The sequence below is a fragment of the Alphaproteobacteria bacterium US3C007 genome (assembly GCA_034423775.1).
Classification (GTDB): domain Bacteria; phylum Pseudomonadota; class Alphaproteobacteria; order Rhodobacterales; family Rhodobacteraceae; genus Thalassovivens; species Thalassovivens spotae.
In genome coordinates this window covers 2,783,909-2,807,048 of sequence record CP139918.1, presented here as the reverse complement: position 1 = coordinate 2,807,048, position 23,140 = coordinate 2,783,909, and the positions used below count along the sequence as shown (strand labels likewise).

Annotated in this window: 22 protein-coding genes and 1 tRNA gene; 4 read left to right on the top strand and 19 right to left on the bottom strand. The window is 46.3% G+C overall.

Annotation, left to right across the window (positions count from 1 at the left end; all coding sequences use genetic code 11):
- Nucleotides 1–16: 16 nt before the first annotated feature.
- Both UM181_13395 and UM181_13390 read right to left on the bottom strand, forming a co-directional pair.
- A complete protein-coding gene (locus tag UM181_13395; GenBank protein WQC62302.1) occupies nucleotides 17–1,225 on the bottom strand; it encodes an acyl-CoA dehydrogenase in 1,209 nt (402 codons plus the stop codon).
- Nucleotides 1,216–2,061: an aminotransferase class I/II-fold pyridoxal phosphate-dependent enzyme gene (locus UM181_13390; protein WQC62301.1), complete on the bottom strand. Its 846-nt coding sequence runs from the start codon at nucleotides 2,059–2,061 to the stop codon at nucleotides 1,216–1,218. The genes UM181_13395 and UM181_13390 overlap by 10 nt, the downstream gene beginning before the upstream one ends.
- A 93-nt stretch (nucleotides 2,062–2,154) precedes the next feature.
- Between UM181_13390 and UM181_13385 the strand changes: the two genes are divergently transcribed.
- A complete protein-coding gene (locus UM181_13385) occupies nucleotides 2,155–3,075 on the top strand; it encodes a LysR family transcriptional regulator (GenBank protein ID WQC62300.1) in 921 nt (306 codons plus the stop codon).
- A 100-nt stretch (nucleotides 3,076–3,175) separates the two neighbouring features.
- Here UM181_13385 and UM181_13380 read toward each other — a convergent pair whose 3' ends face one another.
- From UM181_13380 to UM181_13345, 8 genes are all read right to left on the bottom strand, one after another.
- A complete protein-coding gene (locus UM181_13380; GenBank protein ID WQC62299.1) occupies nucleotides 3,176–4,237 on the bottom strand; it encodes a glycerol dehydrogenase in 1,062 nt (353 codons plus the stop codon).
- A gap of 225 nt (nucleotides 4,238–4,462) precedes the next feature.
- The gene (locus tag UM181_13375; GenBank protein ID WQC62298.1) at nucleotides 4,463–5,428 is read right to left on the bottom strand and encodes a Gfo/Idh/MocA family oxidoreductase; all 966 of its coding nucleotides are present in this window, start codon (nucleotides 5,426–5,428) and stop codon (nucleotides 4,463–4,465) included.
- A 60-nt stretch (nucleotides 5,429–5,488) separates the two neighbouring features.
- Nucleotides 5,489–6,502: a branched-chain amino acid ABC transporter permease gene (locus UM181_13370; protein WQC62297.1), complete on the bottom strand. Its 1,014-nt coding sequence runs from the start codon at nucleotides 6,500–6,502 to the stop codon at nucleotides 5,489–5,491.
- Nucleotides 6,499–7,386, bottom strand: a complete 888-nt coding sequence (locus UM181_13365; protein ID WQC64763.1) for a branched-chain amino acid ABC transporter permease — start codon at nucleotides 7,384–7,386, stop codon at nucleotides 6,499–6,501. The genes UM181_13370 and UM181_13365 overlap by 4 nt, the downstream gene beginning before the upstream one ends.
- A gap of 8 nt (nucleotides 7,387–7,394) precedes the next feature.
- Nucleotides 7,395–8,099, bottom strand: coding sequence for an ABC transporter ATP-binding protein (locus UM181_13360; protein WQC62296.1), 705 nt, complete (start codon nucleotides 8,097–8,099; stop codon nucleotides 7,395–7,397).
- Between the two features lie 33 nt (nucleotides 8,100–8,132).
- Nucleotides 8,133–8,885, bottom strand: coding sequence for an ABC transporter ATP-binding protein (locus UM181_13355; protein ID WQC62295.1), 753 nt, complete (start codon nucleotides 8,883–8,885; stop codon nucleotides 8,133–8,135).
- 50 nt (nucleotides 8,886–8,935) lie between these two features.
- Nucleotides 8,936–10,186, bottom strand: a complete 1,251-nt coding sequence (locus tag UM181_13350) for an ABC transporter substrate-binding protein (protein ID WQC64762.1) — start codon at nucleotides 10,184–10,186, stop codon at nucleotides 8,936–8,938.
- A gap of 269 nt (nucleotides 10,187–10,455) precedes the next feature.
- A complete protein-coding gene (locus UM181_13345) occupies nucleotides 10,456–11,895 on the bottom strand; it encodes an FAD-binding oxidoreductase (protein WQC62294.1) in 1,440 nt (479 codons plus the stop codon).
- A gap of 166 nt (nucleotides 11,896–12,061) precedes the next feature.
- Here UM181_13345 and UM181_13340 point away from each other — a divergent pair, with 166 nt between their 5' ends.
- On the top strand, nucleotides 12,062–12,991 hold the full coding sequence (locus UM181_13340; GenBank protein WQC62293.1) for a LysR family transcriptional regulator: 930 nt from the start codon (nucleotides 12,062–12,064) through the stop codon (nucleotides 12,989–12,991).
- 464 nt (nucleotides 12,992–13,455) lie between these two features.
- Here the strand turns inward: UM181_13340 and UM181_13335 are convergent, their stop codons facing one another.
- Entirely contained in the window at nucleotides 13,456–14,421 is a 966-nt protein-coding gene (locus UM181_13335) for an alpha/beta hydrolase (protein WQC62292.1), read from the bottom strand.
- Between the two features lie 92 nt (nucleotides 14,422–14,513).
- Here UM181_13335 and UM181_13330 point away from each other — a divergent pair, with 92 nt between their 5' ends.
- On the top strand, nucleotides 14,514–15,140 hold the full coding sequence (locus tag UM181_13330) for a TetR/AcrR family transcriptional regulator (protein WQC62291.1): 627 nt from the start codon (nucleotides 14,514–14,516) through the stop codon (nucleotides 15,138–15,140).
- A 1,027-nt stretch (nucleotides 15,141–16,167) separates the two neighbouring features.
- Nucleotides 16,168–16,359, top strand: a complete 192-nt coding sequence (locus UM181_13325) for a hypothetical protein (GenBank protein ID WQC62290.1) — start codon at nucleotides 16,168–16,170, stop codon at nucleotides 16,357–16,359.
- 68 nt (nucleotides 16,360–16,427) lie between these two features.
- On the opposite strand, the gene UM181_13320 is transcribed toward UM181_13325, so the two are convergent.
- The 8 genes from UM181_13320 to UM181_13285 all read right to left on the bottom strand — a co-directional run bounded on the left by UM181_13320 (nucleotide 16,428) and on the right by UM181_13285 (nucleotide 23,098).
- Nucleotides 16,428–16,802, bottom strand: a complete 375-nt coding sequence (locus UM181_13320) for a hypothetical protein (GenBank protein ID WQC62289.1) — start codon at nucleotides 16,800–16,802, stop codon at nucleotides 16,428–16,430.
- A 181-nt stretch (nucleotides 16,803–16,983) separates the two neighbouring features.
- On the bottom strand, nucleotides 16,984–17,415 hold the full coding sequence (locus tag UM181_13315; protein WQC62288.1) for a hypothetical protein: 432 nt from the start codon (nucleotides 17,413–17,415) through the stop codon (nucleotides 16,984–16,986).
- 15 nt (nucleotides 17,416–17,430) lie between these two features.
- A complete protein-coding gene (locus tag UM181_13310) occupies nucleotides 17,431–17,829 on the bottom strand; it encodes a hypothetical protein (protein WQC62287.1) in 399 nt (132 codons plus the stop codon).
- Nucleotides 17,830–17,943: 114 nt separating this feature from the next.
- Nucleotides 17,944–18,276 (bottom strand): nuclear transport factor 2 family protein, encoded by a 333-nt coding sequence (locus UM181_13305; GenBank protein WQC62286.1) that lies wholly within the window; start codon nucleotides 18,274–18,276, stop codon nucleotides 17,944–17,946.
- Nucleotides 18,277–18,351: 75 nt separating this feature from the next.
- Complete coding sequence (locus UM181_13300; GenBank protein WQC62285.1) at nucleotides 18,352–18,864, bottom strand: hypothetical protein; 513 nt, start codon at nucleotides 18,862–18,864, stop codon at nucleotides 18,352–18,354.
- A gap of 461 nt (nucleotides 18,865–19,325) precedes the next feature.
- Nucleotides 19,326–19,415: transfer RNA gene (locus UM181_13295), tRNA-Ser, on the bottom strand.
- A gap of 327 nt (nucleotides 19,416–19,742) precedes the next feature.
- On the bottom strand, nucleotides 19,743–22,067 hold the full coding sequence (locus tag UM181_13290) for a DUF3772 domain-containing protein (protein WQC62284.1): 2,325 nt from the start codon (nucleotides 22,065–22,067) through the stop codon (nucleotides 19,743–19,745).
- Complete coding sequence (locus tag UM181_13285; GenBank protein WQC62283.1) at nucleotides 22,064–23,098, bottom strand: cysteine synthase A; 1,035 nt, start codon at nucleotides 23,096–23,098, stop codon at nucleotides 22,064–22,066. The genes UM181_13290 and UM181_13285 overlap by 4 nt, the downstream gene beginning before the upstream one ends.
- Between the last annotated feature and the right edge of the window lie 42 nt (nucleotides 23,099–23,140).

The window sequence follows — 23,140 nt, the reverse complement described above, 5'->3', positions numbered from 1 at the left end:
ATATTCCCCTAGATGTTCAAAAAAAGGCCTGCAAGCCAGTCTGTGCGCGGCCCAAGATAAGGGCATGCACATCATGGGTTCCTTCGTAGGTATTAACCGTTTCCAGATTAACCATATGGCGGATCACCTGAAATTCCTCGGAAATTCCATTGCCTCCGTGCATGTCACGAGCATGGCGAGCAATTTCTAAGGCTTTGCCGCAGTTATTGCGCTTCATCATACTGATCATTTCTGGCGCAGCCTTTGCCTCGTCCATTAGGCGACCAATGCGCAAGCTTCCTTGCAAACCAAGTGTGATTTCAGTTTGCATATTGGCCAATTTCAATTGGAAAAGTTGTGTTTGAGCAAGTGGTTTATTGAACTGTTTTCGATCCAAACCATACTGGCGCGATGCATGCCAGCAGAATTCTGCGGCGCCCAGAACACCCCATGAAATACCGTAACGCGCCCGGTTCAAACACCCAAACGGCCCCTTAAGACCTTCGACATTCGGAAGCAGTGCATCTTCGCTCACTTCCACGTTATCCATAACGATTTCGCCGGTGATTGAGGTACGCAATGACATTTTACCGCCAATTTTAGGCGCCGAAAGACCTTTCATACCCTTATCCAGAATGAAGCCGCGAATTTTATCGCCATGGGCGTTAGATTTTGCCCAAACCACAAATATATCTGCGACTGGGCTGTTTGAAATCCACATTTTAGAACCGTTAAGGACATACCCGCCCTGCACCTTTTCTGCGCGGGTTTTCATATCACCCGGATCACTACCGGCATCTGGTTCAGTAAGCCCAAAACAACCGATGAATTCGCCACTGGCCAATTTGGGTAAATATTTCTGACGCTGTTCTTCGGAGCCATAGGCATATATCGGATACATCACCAATGAGGATTGCACGGACATCATCGAACGGTACCCAGAATCAACGCGTTCAATTTCGCGCGCAACCAGCCCATAAGTGACATAAGATGCGCCTAAACCGCCGTATTCCTCAGGAACGGTAACGCCAAGCAAACCCATTTCTCCCATTTCACGGAAAATTTTTGTTTCTGTGGTTTCATTGGCGTAGGCTTCAATAACGCGAGGCTGTAGTTTTTCTTGAGCAAAGGTACGGGCTGCATCGCGCATCATCCGTTCTTCCTCATTGAGTTGCTGCTCTAAAAAAAATGGGTCATCCCAGTTAAAACGGGACAAGCCTGGGACGTCTTTGGGTTTTAGTGACATTCAATTATCCTTTGTGATAGCGCTGCGACAGCTTTGGTGATACGCGCGCAGCTTTGTTTGAGTTCTGCCATCGCATAGGCGTATGACAATCGAAAATGGCCTGACAAACCGAAGGCGTGGCTAGGAACAACCGCAACAGCAGCCTTTAAGAGATAGGGACAAAATTCAGCGTAGCTGGTGATTTCGGTTCCATTCGGCATTTTAAAGCCAAAGGTTTTCACACAGCAGGGGAAGGCATAAACCGCACCAACTGGGATGAGGCAATCGGAGCGGTCTGTTTTGTTCAATTCTGAAATTATAAAGTCTCGGCGACCTCTTAAGGGTTCAAGGCATTCGCCAAAAACATCTCGTGAACCCGTAAGCGCAGACGCCAGCAAGATTGAGGATGCGTCGAAGGTAGATTGCCCCTGCACTCCTACCATCGTGTCGATAGGTTCGCGCGGACCAATTCCCCGGCCCAATCGCCAGCCAATTATTGCATAGGCTTTAGGCAAGTCATCCACGATAAGGATGCCGCGCACGAAGTTAGGCGCAAATTTGCAAAATGAAGTAAAGGTGGCATATGAAATATGCAGGTTTGCCCGCGAAGCACCAGCAAGCGCCGACAATTCATCTGCCGAATATAATGCTCTAGTGGGATAAATTGGTGCATTAAACGACAGCCATTTTGTTTCCGGCCTTGGAAAGTCAAGGTCGACCATACCGAAACTAAAAAGATCCTCACCCACTCCCCTGTAAGCCTGCACTTTTTCTGAACTCTGGACCATTTCCGACAGTTTTAAATCCGCAGCGCGGTCAGATCGAATGAACACTGGTATATTTCTCCCTGCAGTCATTACAATTTGAAATTCGCCCTCTTGTTATAAAACAAATACACTGCTTTATATAACTTATAACGGGTATATTTTAAGAATTTTTGGAATTAGATCATGCTGAAATGGAATGAAGTTTCAATCCCAAGGAGGTTCTTGCCTCCTTTCGTCTGGCTTGCCTCATTCGAAGCAGTTGCAAGACGCGGATCAGTCACAGAAGCAGCCCATGAGCTGAACCTGACCCAAGGCGCGGTCAGTCGTCATATACAAAAATTGGAACAACAAATTGGCGTACAACTTTTCGAACGGGATAAACAACGGTTACATTTAACAGGAGCTGGAAAATCTTATGCTGAGGAGGTGCACCAAGGCATTAGCCTGATCACCAATGCTGGGGTTAAGTTGCGTACAAACCCAAATGGGGGCGCGTTAAATTTAGCCGTACTGCCCGCATTCGGAACACATTGGCTGGCACCACGTTTGGCGGATTTCATCGCCCAATATCCCGGTGTAACAGTTAATTTTTCCACACGAACCCGCCCTTTTGACTTCTCAAACGAGAATTTTCATGCAGCTATTCATTTTGGTTTGGATGACTGGCCTAACGCAAATAGCTTACGCTTGATGGAAGAAGAAGTGGTTGCGATTGCGGCCCCACTGATTGTAGGCCCAAGGGCTGCCGACAATTTGAAAGAAATTCAAAAAATGCCGCTTCTGCATTTGCAGACACGGCCAAATGCATGGAGCCGTTGGTTTGCACAACATGGGCTGGATATTGATAACGTCATGGGAATTCAATTCGATCAGTTTGCAACTATGATACAAGCAGTTGTTTCTGGCCTTGGAGCGGCGATTGTGCCCAAATACTTGGTCGAAAACGAACTTAAGCAAGGAAAGTTGATTGGCCTGGGTGGGTCCGCAACCTCTGTTATTGGATCATATTTTCTGGTTTGGCCAGAACGCAGCACCCACCATCCGCCTGTGCTTGCGTTCCAAAAATGGATAAAATCTATTATCGCGGAAAGTGCGATAATTTAACCCTACAACGCGTCCGGTTTATTCTGTAACAAGCGCCGCTGAGCACGCCAAGATGAAGGAGTGCCTAGGTCAGAGACACAGATCAGTTTTTGACTGAGCTTCATAAAAACTGTGATAGCGCATTACGGATGTCAACTGGGGTAAACTCAACCGGCAGGTTCCAGATAGAAGATTTTTCGCGCATCATAATTGTGGCCAGTTCCTGAACACCTTTTGAATCGATATCCTTAAGGCCAATGCCTGATAATTTTGTTGGCAAGCCCACATCATTATAAAAGGGCATTAATTCGGCAACCGTATCCTTGTCACCCTCTAATACCAGCTGAAACAACACGCCCAAGGCAACTCGCTCTCCGTGTTGAATGCTATGATTAGAACTGAAACGTGAAACAGCCGCATCGAATGCATGAGCACCCGCGACACCCGTGTTTTCAAACCCAACACCGCTGAGAAAAATATTTGCTTCGACCACCCGCTCAACGGCTTCGCTCACTTCGCCCTTCTCTACCGAAGTCAAAGCTTCGCGCCCAAACTTTAAGATCGTATCATGGCAAGACCGCGCCATTGTCATCGCCACATTCGAAATCGCTCCACCGCGATAATTAACCTTCCCTTTTGCATAACATGCTCGCGCCTCTACCCAAGTTGCCAGCCCATCCCCCATACCCGCAACCAGCAATCGAGCGGGCGCGTTTGCAATGACTTGTGTATCCACCAAAACCGCTGCCGGGCTGCAATTTAAGCGCATGACCCCAATATGAGTGTGGTTTTCAGAATATTCGACAGCAATGGAGCTGACTGCCCCATCAGTGGATGCAATTGTCGGCACAGACACGAAAGGAACATCCAACTCTACAGAAACAGCCTTCCCAGTATCAAGCGCCTTACCGCCACCAATCGCGATCACCAAATCTGCAGATGTGCCACTCGTTTTGAGTCTGTGGATTTCAGGGCCACAGCATTCGCCGCCAAAATCTTTCCACAGACACACCACATTTGCAGCCTCAAGACTTGTAACCACGCGCGTGCCCACAAGCTCTTTCACAAAATCATCAGCGAAGACAAGCGCGCGATTGCCAAGGGCCGCTGCAGTCCCCCCGATACGATCGAGCGCTCCCGATCCTTGAATATACTTTGCAGGCAACCCCAGAATACGATCCACTGCCTTATCCTTCAATGATAGTTTTGCAGCCTTTGTCGATATTCATCAAAGGGCCATTTACAACGTGTAATCCAAATGAAAACAACGGCGCTTTTGCAGAACATGAACTTCGGCATGCCGCTGACATTTCCATCATCAAACACGTTTTATATTTCAGATTTTCTTTGGCCACTTTCAATAAGTGACAGCAGAAAAGGCGATAAAACCGCAATCGTTTCATCGGAATTAAGCAACCATTTTTTCGATAAGCTTTTGAACACAAAGCGCATCTGAAAACGTTGCCAGTCGTTGTTTTTTATCATTAAGTTGTAACGCTAACTGATCTAATTGCCCCTGATAAGCCGCTGCAGGAGATTGTTGTTTTAAGTCCAAAACCCGTTCCGTTCCAGCTTTGCTTTCTAAAAATAAACCATACCAATTATCAAAAAAAAGGCATCCCTTGCTGCCCAATATCCGAAAGCTCACCGTGTCATTTCGGTTTCCGCCAACAACGCCCGACACTGTCACCTTGCCCATTGCTGTATCCCAGATCGCCAACATTAAGTTTTCGGCACCGCCATTGGGCTCAAAATGGGCTAAAACTTGATTGTTCAGGTTTGGTTTCCCCATTAAAACCAGCGTGAGATAGGCGTAATGAGACATCATTTCTCGAACAAAGCCACCTTCAGCCCGTGTTGACAACCATTCTGCGCCAGATTGAAAAGCCCGCGGCCAATTACTTAAGCGTAGATCAAGCTCCGCCCCCAAAATTTCACCGATCGCTCCTTCATTTATTAATTTCTTAGCGCGAAGTGCTGCGGGGGCGCCAGAATACACAAAATTCACCGCTTGGCCTAACCCGCTGCCGTTCATTTCCTCCACCAACCGTTCGCTGTCTGCCACATCCACCCCTAAAGGTTTTTCGCAGAAAATATTCCAACCTTTAGAAATTCCATGACGGACAAATTCAGCGTGTGATTTCGGTGGAGTACAGACGTATAAAACATCGATATCATCTCTTAATAGTAAAGCCTCAAAATCGTTAGAACTGCGCATCTTTGGGGCTATTTCGGTCAGCGCCGCACAAGCGGTAACGGATGTGTCAAACCCGGCAACTGGTTCAAAACAATCATGAGTTTGCATATTTTTCACCATGCGGGCACCCACAGCACCAAGACCAACCACTCCAACTTTATAAGTCACTTGCGCCATAGGTTTCTTTCCTTACGATTTGATTTGTAATTCCCGATAACGCCCAAGCACACTGCTAAATCATGTGTTTACTTTACGATTAGATTTAAATGCCAGCCACTGGTCAGCACAGGCCCCGGCAATCCCTTTCGGTAAGAAAATAATAAACAAAACCAACATAATCCCATAAACGAATAGGGGCATTCCAGCCAGGTTCAAACATACTTTCTCCGTGATACAGACAACTCCTGTACCCATCCAAATTCGTAAAAACTCTGCCAGCATTAAGGTAATGACGGCACCTATTGTGGGACCAAGTGTGCTATAAATTCCACCGACAACGACCCCGAAAACAATCTGAAGCGAAAGCCCAATACCGCCTATCGTTGAGGGAGAAATGAACATTTGATATTGACAGTAAAGCGCCCCGGCAAACGCCGTCATCATTGCGCTTAAGACCGTCACTTTCAATTTCTCTTTTGTTACCTGGACGCCAACTGCGGCAGACGCATCTTCATCCTCTGAAATTGCCTCTAAAGCATAATAAGACATAGATTGATCAACAGCCCGCCAAATCAAAATTCCGATTATCCATACGATTAGTGCAACGAAATAAAAGATGAGACGGTCATCTGATTGGAGCGCGTAGAGCGATCCACCAGCACCATGACTTTCTGGCGTATAGCCCAAGGCCCCTCCTGTTGTATCGCGCGTTGCTACGAGTACTTGACGCACCACTTCTGCCAAGGCAAGCGTTACCAAGGCAAAATAATGACCTGTGATCCGAAACCGAAAACAAGGATATCCTATCAGCAGAGCCAACGCCCCCGCCAAGATCATCGCGCCAGGAACAGAGAGCCATGGCGAAATGCCCAGTTCATTCCAAGCAAGGGCAGTCACATACCCGCCCATTGCCATAAAAGCACCATGGCCAAGGGAAACAAGTCCAAACCGTCCCATGATCGACCAACTTGTGTAAACGAATGACCATATCAAAATCATGATAATGAGATGCAGTTGATAGCTGTCTAAGCCTAAAAACGGTAGGGCAAATAGAACGGCCGCGATTGCGGGGATGAGTAGTTTGGTATTCATGAATTCCTCGCAAATAAACCTTTAGGCCGAGCAAACATAGCGGCTATGAAAAACGTAAACGCCATTACATAACCCCATTCTAGTTCGGCAAAATATCCACCAACCGTAATCAGCGAACTAAAGACGAAAGCCGCCAAAAAGCCGCCAACTAAATTGCCCAGACCACCCATCACGCAGATCATAAATGTAATGGGGCCAAAGCTAAGTCCTATGAATGGGTGAACATCATATTGAAGCACCAACAACGCGGCGCCCAAGCCCGCCAGACCACCGCCAATCGCTGATGTCAGCAAATATAATCTTTTGGTATCAACCCCCATCAAGATCATTATTTCGCGATCCTGGCTGATCGCGCGAATGGCCGCCCCTAAATACGAACGTGTCAGAAACAGATAGAGGGCTATAACAACAAGCGTTGCCAGAGCAAACGACAGAAGGCGTGTCCATGAAAGATAGATATCTTCCGAAACAGCCAGACTGCCTAAGCTGATGCCTATGTTGCGAAATTCGATACCAAAGACCACCATCGCGACCCCTTGAAAGAAAAACAGCAACCCTCCAGTTGCGAGCAACTGGTTGATGGGTTCGGCCTGAAGTAAATAGCCAATAATGAACCGATGCGTTAACCAACCGATTAGCGCGGTCAAGCCCACCCCACAGCAGGAGGCGAGTACGATTGGCATGCCAGCCTCTGCGTGAAGAAAGAAAATTCCGTACATCCCCAACATGATAATTTCGGCATAGCAAATCCAAACCACATCGATCACACCGAAAATTAAGTTCAATCCCAATGACAACAAAGCGAAAACGCCACCCAGCAAAAGTGCGTTCATCAAGGTTTCAATAAAAAAGATGCTGAACAAGCCGTCCATGAATTCCGCCATCATAATTCTTATACTCCCATGAACGATTTTTGAATTTCTTTGCTTTGCAGCAGCTCATCTGAAGTGCCCTCTGAATGCAGCTTGCCTGATTCTAGAATATAAGCCCGGTCTACGACCCGAAGCACTTGTTTTACATTTTGTTCAACGATCAGAACAGTTAAGCCATCACTCCGAATTTTCTCAATTAGATCGAAAACTTGATGCACCACCACTGGCGCTAAGCCCGCCGACGGTTCATCCATCAATAAAATTTTTGGATCTGACATTAACGCCCGCCCGATGGCACACATCTGCTGTTCGCCCCCCGACATTGTACCCGCCATCTGATGACGCCGCTCTTCCATTCGAGGAAAAAGCTCATAGACAAATGCGCGGCGTTCTTCAAAGCGCTTACGAAATTGCGGTAAAAAACACCCCATGCGCAAATTATCTTCAACGGTCATTCTTGGAAATAACCTTCTGTTTTCTGGAACATGCGCTATTCCCATACCAACAATTTCATGTTCGGGGGCATCCAGAACAGATTTTTGTTCCATTTCAACTTTACCGGAAGCTGCGGGGATCATTCCTGAAATCACCCGCATTAAGGTTGATTTACCAGCCCCGTTCGGTCCGATGACGGCAACAGCCTCACCTGCTCGCACGTCAAGCGAAACGTTGAACAAGGCTTGAAACTTTCCGTATCCAGCGTTTACATTTTGTACATTCAACATCTTGAACAGTTTTCCTGTTTAAAGATTAAGTTTTCAAACACGACTGGCAGCCGCCGCTGCTTCGTCGGCGTCTCTTCCAAGGTAGACTTCTATAACCTTTGGATTAGCGGCGACTTCATGAGGGAGCCCCTCAGCAATTTTCTCGCCATGATCCAAGACCATAACGCGGTCCACAACACGCATTAAAACACCCATAATATGTTCCACCCAAATAATCGTAACACCCAGTTCGTCTCGGATATTTTTCAACATATCGGCGGCTTGATCCATTTCTTCGTGATCCAACCCACCCAAACTTTCATCCGCGAGCAACAAACTTGGCTTAGTCGCCAACGCTTTGGCGAGTTCCAGCTTTTTCAAACCGGCGGCGCCCAATATATCCACTGAGGCAAGCTCATCTGTGGGAAGGCCCACAAGATCCAAGGCCTCCTCGGCACTGCGCCAAGCCTGAGCACGCGTGACCGCACCAGCTTGGCCGTAAAACCCAGCCAGTGCAGCATTTTCAAGAATTGTCAGCCGACGAATTGGCCGTGGAATTTGAAACGTGCGACCCACCCCCATTCTACATATCGAATTTGGAGGTGAGCCAGCTATTTCCAGACCGTCTAATTGTATAGACCCCGTGCTTGGCTTTAACGCCCCAGATAACATATTAAAAATGGTACTCTTTCCCGATCCATTCGGTCCGATCAAGCCGAGGATTTCACCCTTTTCAAGGTTAAAATCTACGTTTGAAACAGCCGTAAAGCCACCGAAACGTTTGGACAGTTTTTTTACTTGTAACATATTCAATATTTTCCAGTTGATTGACGTCAAAACCAATGCAAACGAAGTTTCTACTTGGAGAAAGACGAAGAACTTGGCAGCGGCAGAACAGGATCGATCGTCTGCAACGCTTTGGGCCATGCGATAAAGACCTTGCGATCCACATATTGCATCACAACAGGGGATGCGCGCTTGTTCTGGCCCATCATGTCATTTTCGCCTTTTTGTGGAAACTTTACACCATATCCGAGCAATGTCCCGCCAGTTGCGATGTCAGTGTCCATAGCTGCTTTGCGAAGAGCCTCTGAATCGATACCACCATATTTCTTAATTGCCCTCGGTAAAACATCATCAAAAAAGACAAATGAGTTTGATGCGCCCTGCCCTAATGATGCTGACTTCACCTTCATTTCTGGCTTGGCTTTTTGATATTCAGTACCAACCATTTCTGTAATTTCTGGCAAACCTGCCGCCAGAGATTTAGGATCTAGTAACCAAATGGAAACTGGGTCAACATTAAAGATATGGTCAATATCGCTGCCGAGCGCGTCGTACAGCTTATCTGGAACACCATAACCGGCACCATGCCCAATCAAAGCTTTGAAGCGTAAGCCTTGTTCTTTAGCCTGACGTAAGAACAAGGTGATGTCAGGATTATAACCAGTGTGCAAGATAACGTCAGGGCGGCTGCGCTTAAGTTTTGTGACAAGTGAAGATAAATCGGGTGCGGTCGCAGAATAACCTTCGCTCATAACCACATTCATGCCTAATTTTTCAGCGGCGCTTTCATTTCCACCTGCTACGCCTGATCCATAAGGACCATCCTCATGAATGATAGCGATACGAAGATCTTTGGGATCCATACCCAGTTTTTCTTGCGAGGTTCCGTGCAAGAAGTCTATTGAAGCAGCACCGTACATGCCACCGTGAACTTGGGGCCGGAAAACGTAATCTAGGTCTCGGTCTTTTAGAACTGAGGGTGAAATACATGTTGTAATCCACATGAATTTCTTCATCGCGTTCGCTTTGGCAGCCACTGGAACACATTGCGCCGAGGAATAAAAACCCAAGAGCATATCAACTTTTTCTTGTTCGACTAATCGGACAACCTCGTTGATCGCAACTTCTGGTTTAGACTGAGCGTCGGCGTAAACCGGATCGATCATGTAACCTTCAACACCACCTTGGGCATTGATACTGTCGATTATTATTTTGGTACCCAGCGCGTGCAATTCTGACCCGCCACCAGCCAAGGGCCCCGTATAGTCATATACCACCCCGATTTTTATAGTTTTATCCGCCGCTTGTGCTGCAGACACCATTGTCAATGCAACCGTTGCTGCTGACAGGCCTATTTTCAGACTTTTGCCAAAGCCTCCAAGGCTCAAATTAAAACTTGACATGAATTGATCTCCTTTTCGATTTTTTGTTATCTAGAGGACTGTGATTACCTAACGCGATCGTCAGACCGGAACTGACACAAATTTTGGAATAACTCCCATTACCTCCAAGGTCTTTTTCCGTACTCCCCCCAGTATTATTATTTTTTAGATTTTATAGTTCTCCTTTGTTTTTTCAGTAAGCTCGTTTCTTAATTTTCGTCACACCCCTTGTGAAACTGGGGCACGCCCAAGTTACCCGGCGACAAGGCTTGCTTTAGACCTGCGCCAATTTGAGTGATCAGCTTGGATGAATATTTATTAAAATATTTTTGATTTTTGCGGCCAATTCCATGCTCCCCGCTAAAGCTACCATCAAACTTTCTGACGCAGGTTTCTATGACCCAATCTCGTATTGCGCCTTCCACGATATCCACATCGTCCAAAAATTCATCCGGAGAAATAATAAGGTTGAAATGCACACCACCGTCTCCCAAGTGGCCAAAATCAAAAACCCGTGCACTGGGAAATCTCTTTGGAATTTCCACTTTAGTGTAGGCTATAAAATCAAGGAGACGTCCGCGTTCAAAAGCTAAATCGAACGCAATTAGATATCCCGCTTTGCGCACACCCTCCGCTATCGAGTGACGCAGCGGCCACACGTCTTCAGGGGCAGCTGGCACCGCATTGCTCAGCGGTCTGTCAGGATGTTCCCAAAGTTCAACGAGAAAATCTTCCATCACCTGATCAAGGGTTTGTTCGCTTTGGCGCGACATCCATGGCCGCGAAATTTCAATCAAAATTACAAATTCAGGCAACTCAGTCCCACTGAACGGGTTTTTAAGAGAGGCAACGTTTGCAAACGTGGCTTCCATGGCATTGCATGACATATATTCAAAGGCAGAAAGTTGTGGCCCCAACCGACGCTCGGCTTCAATTAAAACCATCGGAACCGAAGCCAGAGAGGTGGGCATCAACAGCGCCACAGCTGTTTGCTGCGGAAGCAATTCTAAGCTTAGCACCGCCTCGGAAACAATACCAAACGCACCAGAGGTGCCAATAAACACTTGTTTCCAATCAACCCCAACATTGTTTTTTCTTAACGCACTATTTAAATCAAGTAAGGTTCCATCATGGTCTCCGAGCACAACTTTCAAACCAAGCGTATTTGCGCGAACATCTCCGTATCTGAGAAATTTCGAACCACCGGTATTTGTTGAAATCATACCGCCAATCATAGGATCGGCGCCAAGGTCAATTGGGAAAAATAGACCATGCTCGGATAACTTGGCATTCAATTCCGACAAGCGGACCCCTGCGCCAACGCGGACACTTCGATTGACAAGATCCAATTCAAAAACGGTGCGCATCCTGTCCAGTGACAACAAGATCTGGTTACCCGTAGTATCGGGTGTTGATCCCCACACAAGACCAGTGTTTCCTGATTGAGGAATGATATCCACCCCCCACTCAACACAGACAGCAACCATATCGGAAATTTCTTCATTCGTTGCTGGTCGCAGAACAAATATTGCCTGACCGCGTTCCCACCTTGCCCCCGTTTCGTAGGGCAACTTATCTTTTTGCTCACTTAAGATCGATTGAGGCGACCGGGAAACATCTTTTAGACAGTCAATGAACGATTTGTCCATCAAGCCGCTCCCTGCCTGGTCTTATCAGCCGTTCTCGGCCAGAATGAAATTTCACCAACGACGTTCAGCAGCAAGATTTATTATCCCCGTTTTGTAATGTCCAAGACGAAACGCCAAAGATGTTTCGCCTATTGATGCCAACTCCTTACATCGATACAATCTAATAATGACGAAAGTTTATTCGAATTCTACGAAGTTAGGAATCCGCCATCTACGATATGCGGTATCAGTAGCGCGCAATCTGTCTTTGACTGGAGCAGCACAAGAATGCAATGTTGCGCTCTCAGCAATGTCAGAGACGATCAGGCAAATCGAAGACGATGTTGGTGTTATCCTTTTCGATCGTTCACAACGCCCTTTGATCATAACAGAATTTGGTCATTATTTTGTGCGCGATGCGCTCGAAGTATTATCTCGATTTGATCAAACCATTCGCGATATGCGAGATTTTGGCGGAAAACAAAAAGGGTTAATACGAATAGCCTCGTCGCCCTCACTGGTTTCAACTTTAGTGCTACCAGCGTTAGTGGAGTTTCGAACACGTTATTCGAATATTGAATTCTCGGTGCATCAAGAAAATGCAAAGAATGTGAGCGAACAACTGCATTTGGGTTTCGTCGAAATTGGCCTGCACGAGCACTGGAAAAAAAGTGACGAACTTTCAAGCGATCTGCTTTTGAGAGATAAGTATGGGCTTGTTTGCTGTGAAACGCACCCGCTGGCAAAGAAAAAAACAGTTAACTTTAATGATATTGCAAGCACCACCGTCATTCAATTAAGTGATGATTCAGCCATCCGTAAAGGCCTAGATGCGGAGATGAATATCAATGACTTCATTCATGCAGATATTGAAACGTCTGACGCAACATCTCTTGTTTGGATGATCAGTCAAAACATAGGCGTATCTGTATTGCCCGAAAATGCAGTGATGATTCCAACCAATGAGAATTTATGTTTTGTACCGATCGAAGGCTTTACAAAAACTCGAGAGCTCTATTTGCAGTGGCATTCAAAACGTATTATTTCGCCTGCTGCGACAGTTTTTATGGAGCTTCTCAAAGATATGGCGCGCCGTCATTCCTTATGCGCACATTAGAAAAATCCTAGCAATCTAAGCGTGAAACACATCTAAAGAAGAAGGGCTTTCGCATCCGGCGGGCGAAACTAGGCAGTAAGTCCCATTTAAGAGGGGTTATGAGTTGTATAAAATGGTCAAACGCCCCTCATCAAATTCAGGCTCAATTAAATTTTCTGTTAGAATTGCCCCATCAACACCAAAATTTGAACCATTAACGCAAAGTGATCAAATAGAACCCTAGCACGTTTGCCACTGTCAACGCGCTTTTGCAAAATCCATTTCAACCAAGTATTGGTCGAAATTATACACATAAATAAGAAAATATAGTTTCAAGACAGCATTATTTCATTAAGCTCTGTTTTTCTAATTTGTTCGCGCATTTTAAAAGTCAGTAGTTATTCGCAGCAATTAATTTAACTGACGGCGAATGGCGTTTTTGAGGCCACGCTAACAAACGCGTCGTTACTATCAAACCTCACACTTTACTCGCTGAGGTCATAGCCGCCATTGATCCATGTCTGCAGGATTTGGGTGAATTCTATGCTTTGGTCTTGATAGAAAAAATGGCCACAATTCTTGAAGATGGTTAATTTACTTTTAGGTAGCCGCGCATGCAATTGTTCCGCATTTTCTACTTTCAAAAATGCATCTTGCTCGCCCCATAAAACGTGGACAGGCAAATTCAACGTAGCGAGATATGGATCGATATCTTTACAACCTTCTGGGTAACCTTTGAACCATTTAGTAACTGGACCAACTCTACCAGAATAAGAGGCAACATAATCAGCGACCTCCGAAGCTGAAGGACTATAACTTAAGTAACCCAACTGGTTAGCGCCAGCGACGAATGCCGGTGCGCCGGTAACTGTGAAAACAAAGCGCCAAAATCGCGAAGCAATCATCTTCCTGACCAGACTCCCATCTGCAGACGGTTGAACGCTTGGTCCGGCACCAACTAAAATACTTTTTGCCCTGTGCTCGCGGTGCAAAACATAATGGAGCGCTACGGGCATCCCAACATCTGGGGCCACGATATGAATATCAGAAAGACCAAGTTTGTTGATAAACTTTTGAAGAAAGGCGCTTTGCGCCGCGAAATTCATATAGCTTAAGCCACCTTCACTTTGTCCAAAGCCCGGCAAATCCAATGCGACCAAATTGGCACTGGCACAAAGCGCTGACCAAGTCGGTTCAAAACATAATATGCTTTGAGGAAGAGGACTAAGGAATAACACTGTGGGTCCATCCGGATTACCGCCCGTGGCAAATCGGACTTTCAGTCCATCAAGCTCCATATATGCAGGACTAATCGTATAGCTTTTAGGCTTATGATTAATCTTACCTGCACCCGTCATACGTTTTGGCAATAGTCTGTAAAATTCAGGTGTTATAGTCATCAAGCTAGCCGCATTTATTCGACCCAGCACCCCGATGGGATCTTTGAACATGTTGCTTCCTTTATGGTTAACATCTAAGAATCGTTAAATAACTAGAGGTACGAAAAGGTAGGGTCAATAATTAAATACCCCTAGGTACGATTATGAATGAAAAGTCTATTTCTGCACGGGGCCGGCCCAAAAAGCTGAATCGAGATCACGTGGTGCAAACTGCTTTGCTTCAATACTGGTTAGACGGGCCTGCAAATGTTTCGATAAACGATATATGCAAATTAACGGGAGCATCTAAACCAAGCGTTTACCGGGAATTTGGCAGTGATGATGGATTAAAAAAGAGTGCTCTAGACGCCTATCACAGCCTCGCAATTAAACCTGTTATTGAAATTCTTGAAACAGATCAGCATGCATCGGATACTATCGAGGCACTCATAGGTTTTATAACGCAAGATCGTACCCGGCTTGGACTTCCACAAGGTTGTTTATTTGCGATGATGCGTGCGCAATCAAAGCAACTTGGTCCGTCCACCTGTGCAAAACTTAGCCAAATGAGGCTTGAACTTTTGAACACCTACAGCGCATGGATAACACGCTCAAAATTACGCGGCGAATTTGCTAATATTCCTACGGATATCGCGGCACTTTTCTTTGATGCACAGCACGGCGGGGCCATGCGCATGCAAAGAGAAGGTGTTTCTAATGACGACGTTGCAAATGTACTCGAGATTGCATTTAAGATGACTGTCGCTGAGGCCAGCACAAGTGGTCGTTAAGCCAAGAGCGGCCACTAATCAGCTATGCAGAAAAAAGCGGCTTTGTCCGCAAAGCTGGCCTTGGAATCCATGAACGCGAAGGCCTCGTGGCCAGCGTATCCCACTATGTCCAAACCAGAAGTAACCAGACATGTTTGACCTTATACTCTTCTCTTGCATTGCACTTTTCGTCGTCTTTCTTCTGCGCCAGAAGAAGCACAGGCGTAACCCTAACTTTAAAGCAAAACGAATAACCCGTTCTTTCAGTAGGAACCCAAGCAATAAAAAGAAAAGTTAAATAATTATTTATGTGACCAGACCCGCTCTCCTCCCAAACAGAGAGCCTGGCCACTAAACTTCGAGCCTATTATTCATAAGCAAAGCAATGTGTTTTTATAATTAGATTACTTTTTGAGCAACAAGCCGCTTTATTGCCCTATATATAATCCAACCTTTGCAATGGGTTATGTGATTTCCGCATAGCAGCATTGCAATCTTGACCATTGCTGCAATGCAGAATTATTGCTAGTTTATTGACAACAAGTTACTCCTCCCAGATTGCTTGTTTCATTTGAAAATTCTTCCTCCCAGAAGTTTTCAATTTACTGGCGGTGCTTCACAGCATCGCCTTTTCTTTTTTGCACGGTTACAAAAGCAAAGCTTATAAACGTAGCCAACTGTATGCGCGTGGCTTTCAAAATGATCATCTTGCTTTCTAACCTACGGTCGCCCTACCTGACTTTTTTCAGATTTGACCTACGTTTTAGGCATGGCAAGAAGAACTTATGAAGCAGACGCTGAATACATAGAAACAGCAGATGACCTAGATGATCTCGTACAAGATAAACGAGAAGGCTGGAGAGCAAACTCCAGTAAAGCTAGGCGCAGACAACGTAGATATAAAAAGCGTCTAACACACGAACTGATACGCAATGATTATTCTCAAGCTGCTGATGAATAAAACTCGCTGGGCCGCCATGAATATCAAGCGAGGTTGGCCAAACTATTTCTTCAGCTCGTATTTACTTGATTTCTAGAGGTTAGATAGATGAAACACTTAAATGAGGTTTGCAAATTGCTCATGGACGAAGCAGATCAAAGATATGAATTAACGAAAAGTAAACTTGAAGCCGCCTCTTTAAAGTCAGATGCAGACATCGCGGCACTACAAAAAGAGCATTCAAGAGCCGCTAAGGAATATCTCGCAATTGCCTTTAAGACTAAGTTTTTAGGTGTTTAAATAACCGGGTAAATAAACAGGCGCTAGGTATTGAACTGGTTATGCTATGAGCGAGATGCTCATGGTGTTCAGTCCCATTTGTCACCTTCATCAGGATACTGGCGCATAATTTCATCGGAGGCCCGATAAGCGGACATAAATTGGTGCATCTCGCTGACCCTAGAATTAACCACTTCACCCTCAAGTTCAAAGGCATTCAGTTGCTGATAAACATCATCTTCACTTTCAGCAATCCAATGACAGTAGAAAAAGTCATCGTTTCCACACCAAGTCTGCATACATTGGGCATATTCGCCAATCGCTTCTACTGCCCACTGCAATTCTGACTTTTGCGGCTGGGGCGGATCACGTTTTTCTGGCGGCGTTAAATATTCTTGCCGCGCCTCATCAGATACAAAAGAGTGGATAACAAAAAAATGTTTAGAAAAGCGTTCCTTGAGCATATTTTTATCTCCATAAGCTTAAAGATGGGCAAGCGTGAAGGTTGATCAGTTTTAAATCAATTAATACGTAACGTAACCTCACATATGTACCGCCTTCACCATAATTACTTCTAGTATGGGACTTATGGGATTACTTTCGCCAAACTTATAAGCCAGCCAGAGTCTTATGGCGATAGGCTGCTCAGCACCTTTCCACCGAAATATCTAAGAATTCTGCGCCATCCTGAAATGTATATATAAATTGTCTAATACCTCCCAGCTGAATGAACGCCCTACTGGCTTCATTGGAACATGCGCTATCAGCGCTCATTATTTCCATAGCATGTTCTAAACTTTTCATAGAGCGCCCATCATCTCTGATTTTATCTTCAAGCACAGAACGCTCATACAAAATCGTCATATAGGTAATAAGCTGATTTTTATCTGAAGATACTGAAGTGAACTCTAAGCCTTCCTCCAATTTCAAAGGAAGCTGAGAAGCCAGTACTTTTTCAAGCCTATTTGCTTCTTTGCACATATTATGCGCCAAGCTATTGGCTGTGCAAATATCTTCGCTTCCTGCGCTGACCTTCGTTGTGAGCGTCATCATTAATGCCATGGTTATGGTGCGCATCGGGTTACTTTTTTATCAGGCTTCCTCTTTTGTCCTGCTAACTAAACGCCGCCAAGTCAGTAAAGACAGCACTGCGATAATACCTGTGCCCAGAATTGGTGGAAGCGCAGATATTTTACCAGTGAGCTGGAGCGCAAGGTTGGTAATGCACACCACACTGAACGCTAGAGTATATCCTCTCATTACATGTATCTGAAATGCATGGCCGGTAATGTCGCGCAAATGATAACTTATTATGACCAAGGCTAGAATTATGCTTGCGATCGCATAGCGAAGCGTCACAAGATCAGCAAAACCTTGCCCTTCTGAGTTTGGAAATTGCTCACGAGTAACAAACTCAGGCGCTAAAAACATCGCGAAAGAAAAAATCAAGCCTATCACTGAAGCAATGGTCAAAGTGGTTTTCGGTTGCATTGGGTGTCTCCAGTTATCTTCCTAAGAATAATGCGGTACGGAAATATGTGAAGTCTAAAACTTAGTTTTCCATGCGGCTTATCGGTGACCCCTTAGATATCGGAGCGGGTGGGTTTATTTCTTTGGCGGTAAAGGAGTCGCCCCAGTTTCAAGCTTTGTCAGCATTCCATCTTCTTTAGTAAACACGTACATGACAGCGTCTCTAGTGCCATTAGCTGCATTGGTTATTTGATGAACAACCATAATATCGTCATTTTCATAAAGGCATCTAATATTTTCCGCATAAGCATCTGAAAGCATCACTGCTGAAATTCGTTCCATCCAAAGGTCATAATCTATCACTCCACCCGTTGAATGCATGATGATTTCAATGTCTGCATGGATAATGGATGTGAAGGCTTCAATATCGCCCTCCTCCCAGAACTTCTTATATCTGTCAAAAAGCAAGGTCAGGCTCCACCTACGTAGCCTGCGTTATCAGTAATACCATAAGTCTGGTGCGCACGAAGTTCGCTTTCAAAATCATGGATAATATAAAGCGTGAATTTCTGAAATAGCTTCACAACCGCTCATATTTACGTCTTCGCATTCCGCGATGAAATACAACTTATCTGCCTCAAGGCTTATACCACTCCAAACTAATAACTCTTTATTTGATAAGTTAAGGTAACTAGCACTATCCTCTAAATCAAAATCATCAGGAATTTCAATTTCACCAGCAATTTTCTGAGAGGTAGACGTCGCCTCTGTGTTCCATACTTTATGTTCCTGCAAAGCAGAGATGATTTCTTGTGTTTCTACTCTCACGCCAGATGCTTCGCGCATTTTTAAAGCTTCCGGACTGTTTGTTGACTCTAGTATTTGGCCAACGTCTCCAGTCATTTCAATGACTAAGAAAAGTGTTTCTTCATTTGGGTCCGCCGCCACAAAACGAAAGGACATACCAGCCTCAGACATTTTAGGTGCCATACGTTTGTGTAGAGCGATCCATTCACCCAAGCCCTTCGTCACGCTAACCTTCCCAAAATTAAGCATACATTTCCTCCAACAATTTACTCCAGAATAACGTAGAGCCAAGATATGTGGAGTCCCAAATGAGTCGGAGCATATAATTTAACTGCGACCGCTCAGATATTAGAGCCGCTGGAGTGGCGGAGAGGCAGCATTTGAACATTAACAGGCTTTTCCACTGTTAAAAACAGTCTGCCTCAACCCATAGTCGAGACGGTTTCCTATTAAGACAATGCAAAAGTACCATTCACGCTGGTTAACAGCGACGCGCACAGGCGCGCGCTTATAGAGGTAAAACAGACCCCAACGATCAATAATACTCATTCGGAATTGTAGCTCAAATGGCTTATTTTTTCAAATGATGAGGTACAGCAAAATGTACAGCAAAAAGTACAGCAAAATTGCCTGCAATAAGATCACTCAGATATAATCTTAACCTAAGTTATTGTTTTTATTTAATATAAATTTACTTACAACCGAGTTTGTGGCGGACAGACAGGGATTCGAACCCTGGAGACGGTCTCCCGCCTACACACTTTCCAGGCGTGCGCCTTCGACCACTCGGCCACCTGTCCATATGCGGGGTTTAGCCCGACCACTGGGTGATTTGCAAGAGGCCTTATGCCTCCACCAGAAAAGCGACAGAACGCAAGACTTCAAGACCCTATAAATTGTTCAGAGGGATAACGCGTCTGCCTATTGCACTCAGCTTGCAAACCTTTCTTGCCGCAGGAAATGCCCCTTACTTAACACGGAGCCACAACACCGATCGATACGCAATTGATCGTAAACAGGCACATCACTTATCAGAGGCGGCGCATAGCTCTTCTGCGCTCAAGCTGCGATCTGATTTTCGAAACCGCGTATCCGTTACGAGGCTCGGAACCGTTAACCGTGAATGGTTAGCCACTTTTTGAGTTTTTTGCGCCTTCGGTAAGCGCTTCTGGGTTTCGGAGCCAAATATCGCGTTGAACAAAGGGCATCTCAATCCCTTCGGCTTGGAACACGGCCGCAATCTCATGGTTTAAATCTGTTTTCACGCGCAACATCGCATTCACATCGCGCAAAATAGCTCTGATTTCAAAATTCAAACTGCTATCACCAAAGGCGCTAAAAACCACATATGGGGCAGGATCACCCATCACCAGCGGGTGGTTTCCTGCGATCTCTAATAATAGCCTTTCCACATGTTTGGTATCCGTTCCATAAGCCACGCCAACGGGAACAATAACCCGGCCCAAAGTGTTGCCGCGGGTGTAATTTGTGACCACCCCGGCAACAAGATCCGCATTTGGAACAATAATATCGCTGCGATCAAACGTTTCGATCCGCGTGGAGCGAACAGAAATATTGCGCACATAGCCCATTTTTCCGCCCACCTCGATCCAGTCGCCCTCACTCACTGGGCGCTCGATCAATAATATAATGCCAGATACAAAATTTGACACGATATTTTGTAACCCAAAGCCGATGCCAACCGATAACGCACCCGCAACGATGGCCAGAGATGACAGATCGATCCCAATCGAAGAAATCGCAACCAGCGCGGCCAGGAAGATGCCGATATATCCAATTCCCGATACAAGCGCTGTTTGAGCGCCCGGATCAATCGATGTTTTGGGCAGTACAGAGCCTTTTAACGCCGATTGAACAAACCGGGTGGCCATATAGCCCGCGGTAAAAATGATGACAAACGTTAAAAACTCACCAGGTGACAGGCGCGTTTCACCAATTTGAACACCGCTCAACACCTGGCTCCAAAGCTCTATCAGATCCACCGCCCGCGCGCCCCAAATAAGCGCAAAAACCGGCAGCGCCAATATAAGGAACGAAAAGCCGATTAAAATCGGCAGCAACGCATCCTTGCCTGCGCCGGCCTTGCCAAGGAAAACTTCATATGTATCGCTCACCAAACGCTGCAAAACTAAAATTGACGCCAACAAGCCAAGCGTGAGCACAAACGGGTACAGCAAAGCATTGGCGGCGTTCATATAGCCCAGCGCACCAGCCAAAGTGGCAATAATCGCAACAAAGCGAGAAACGCGTCTGAGCAACCACATCATCGTTTGGTAAAGCGGCGCTGTTTTCTCTGCAGACGCGCCAAGCGCGACCGCTTCCTCAGCGTTTTCAGTAGGTTGTTGCGCCAAGCGCATCAAAATCAACGTTGTTAAAACCAAAAGGGGAAACGTCCAAATCACCAGAACATGCTGTGAGCTGGCTTCATGATGCGCGACCAGTTCGAGCACCGCATGAACAATAAACACAATTGCCAAGGCACCAACCAATCGGGCATTGCGCTCGTCACTTTGGTTGCCATCCGCGGTTAAAACCGCTGTTTCTCCTACGAATAAGCGTTGCCCTAGCCAGAACGCCCCAAAAATCCAAGCCGCCCAATAATGATCTAGCGCCCGCTCGATCAACAACGTGCCTTGAAATCCCAAAAAACCGTTTTCCAACAGCGTCAATAAAAGAAAATGCAGCCCCGACGCTTTCACCACAGCGATCACCAGCGTGCTTAAAAAACCAGTGCTCGAGACCAGACCCTGGCGTTGATAAGTCAGATCTCTGCTAAGCCGCTGCACGATGCGCGGCGCGGCAAGCAGTAATAGCAACGCGATAAGAAGGCTCAACACAAAAGAAGCAAGAAGCTGCTTCCCCGCCAGCAGCGTCAGCGCAAGCGGTATGGTTTCAAACGTTTCCCCTAGTAAGCCGCCCATAATATCGCTGAGCTCTAGCAAAGCTTTAGGCCAAGCCACTATCGAGAGCGGGCTTTTTGACAATTCGAACAATGCTGATTTTTGTTCAGCGCGGATCAGCTGATCGATTTCCTTGACCAGCCCCTGCGCCTTACTCAGGGCTTCTTGCGCTTGCGCAACGGGCACTTGCAGCTTTGCCAAATCCGCGTTCAACGCCCTTCGGCGCTGCGCCAAAGGATCGTTCTGCCCCTCCGCTGGGGGATCACCAAGCGCTAATATTTGTTCCTGTAACGTCGCAATACGCCCCGAATTCGCATCGCTTGCCCGGATAAATTGATCCCGCCAGTCTGCAACCAAACCGCGCAGGCTTTCCGAAACGTTCTGTTGCAAGATTTGCCGCTCTACATAAGCAGACTCAGAGCTCCACCGCGTATAATCCGGAAGGCTCGATTGGGCAAAAGCGGCTAGGCTGAGACCCATCCAAATAAACCACAGTAGGCCCCAAGCCCATAATTTAGCGACCGCCTTCACGGGGTTTCGTACACTTCGGGCACGACGCTCGTCGTCTCTTCCAGCCAATCAGGGACAGGCAGGCCCTTCTCACGCAAAAACGTGCGATTAAACAGCTTTGACTGATAACGCGCGCCAGAATCGCAAAGAATGGTTACAATCGTATGTCCGGGTCCCAATTCGCGGGCCATGCGCATCGCGCCTGCCACGTTGATCCCTGACGACCCCCCTAAACATAAGCCTTCATGCTGCATCAGATCAAAAACGATCGGCAACGCGTCGTGATCACTGATCTGATAGGCAAAATCCGGCTGAAAACCCTCTAAGTTTGCAGTCACACGCCCCTGCCCGATACCTTCAGAAATAGATCCGCCTTCAGATTTGAAAACGCCCTCGGTGTAATAGGAATAAAGCGCAGCCCCCATCGGATCAGCCAATCCTATTTTAACGCCTTTCGGCTGCAAGGCTGCCGCAACGCCAGACAGGGTTCCCCCAGAACCAACAGCACAGATGAAGCCATCTACCTTGCCCTCGGTTTGCTCCCAGATTTCAGGACCCGTGGTTTCAATATGCGCCTGCCGATTGGCAATATTATCGAATTGATTGGCCCAAATCGCGCCATTTGGGCTGGTTTTAGCAATTTCAGCCGCCAAGCGGCCGGAATAGCGCACATAATTATTTGGGTTTTTATACGGCACGGCGGGTACTTCGACCAACCGCGCCCCAAGCAGACGCAACGCGTCTTTTTTTTCCTGGCTTTGGGTGTCGGGAATTACAATCACCGTTTTAAAACCCATTGAGGCGCCAACCACGGCCAATCCAATCCCCGTATTCCCTGCGGTCCCTTCAACGATTACGCCACCGGGACGAAGCATGCCTTTTGCGATTGCATCTTTGATGATGAACAAAGCTGCGCGGTCCTTGACAGATTGGCCTGGATTGCGAAATTCAGCCTTTCCTAAAATCGTACATCCGGTTTCCTTGCTGGCATTTTGCAGCTTGATCAATGGCGTATTGCCAACCAAATGCTCTAAGGCAGGCGCATAATGCATGAAACCCCTTTCAATTCGACCGTGTGTGCCAACCCCTTAGTG

Coding starts and splice junctions, on each gene's coding strand:
- UM181_13370 (WQC62297.1), bottom strand. CDS start 6,502: ATGAATACCAAACTACTCATCCCCGCAATCGCGGCCGTTCTATTTGCC.
- UM181_13355 (WQC62295.1), bottom strand. CDS start 8,885: ATGTTACAAGTAAAAAAACTGTCCAAACGTTTCGGTGGCTTTACGGCT.
- UM181_13310 (WQC62287.1), bottom strand. CDS start 17,829: ATGCAACCGAAAACCACTTTGACCATTGCTTCAGTGATAGGCTTGATT.
- UM181_13315 (WQC62288.1), bottom strand. CDS start 17,415: ATGCGCACCATAACCATGGCATTAATGATGACGCTCACAACGAAGGTC.
- UM181_13360 (WQC62296.1), bottom strand. CDS start 8,099: ATGTTGAATGTACAAAATGTAAACGCTGGATACGGAAAGTTTCAAGCC.
- UM181_13390 (WQC62301.1), bottom strand. CDS start 2,061: ATGACTGCAGGGAGAAATATACCAGTGTTCATTCGATCTGACCGCGCT.
- UM181_13345 (WQC62294.1), bottom strand. CDS start 11,895: ATGGACAAATCGTTCATTGACTGTCTAAAAGATGTTTCCCGGTCGCCT.
- UM181_13395 (WQC62302.1), bottom strand. CDS start 1,225: ATGTCACTAAAACCCAAAGACGTCCCAGGCTTGTCCCGTTTTAACTGG.
- UM181_13285 (WQC62283.1), bottom strand. CDS start 23,098: ATGCATTATGCGCCTGCCTTAGAGCATTTGGTTGGCAATACGCCATTG.
- UM181_13320 (WQC62289.1), bottom strand. CDS start 16,802: ATGCTCAAGGAACGCTTTTCTAAACATTTTTTTGTTATCCACTCTTTT.
- UM181_13325 (WQC62290.1), top strand. CDS start 16,168: ATGAAACACTTAAATGAGGTTTGCAAATTGCTCATGGACGAAGCAGAT.
- UM181_13350 (WQC64762.1), bottom strand. CDS start 10,186: ATGGTGTCTGCAGCACAAGCGGCGGATAAAACTATAAAAATCGGGGTG.
- UM181_13375 (WQC62298.1), bottom strand. CDS start 5,428: ATGGCGCAAGTGACTTATAAAGTTGGAGTGGTTGGTCTTGGTGCTGTG.
- UM181_13335 (WQC62292.1), bottom strand. CDS start 14,421: ATGTTCAAAGATCCCATCGGGGTGCTGGGTCGAATAAATGCGGCTAGC.
- UM181_13340 (WQC62293.1), top strand. CDS start 12,062: ATGACGAAAGTTTATTCGAATTCTACGAAGTTAGGAATCCGCCATCTA.
- UM181_13330 (WQC62291.1), top strand. CDS start 14,514: ATGAATGAAAAGTCTATTTCTGCACGGGGCCGGCCCAAAAAGCTGAAT.
- UM181_13385 (WQC62300.1), top strand. CDS start 2,155: ATGCTGAAATGGAATGAAGTTTCAATCCCAAGGAGGTTCTTGCCTCCT.
- UM181_13300 (WQC62285.1), bottom strand. CDS start 18,864: ATGCTTAATTTTGGGAAGGTTAGCGTGACGAAGGGCTTGGGTGAATGG.
- UM181_13365 (WQC64763.1), bottom strand. CDS start 7,386: ATGGCGGAATTCATGGACGGCTTGTTCAGCATCTTTTTTATTGAAACC.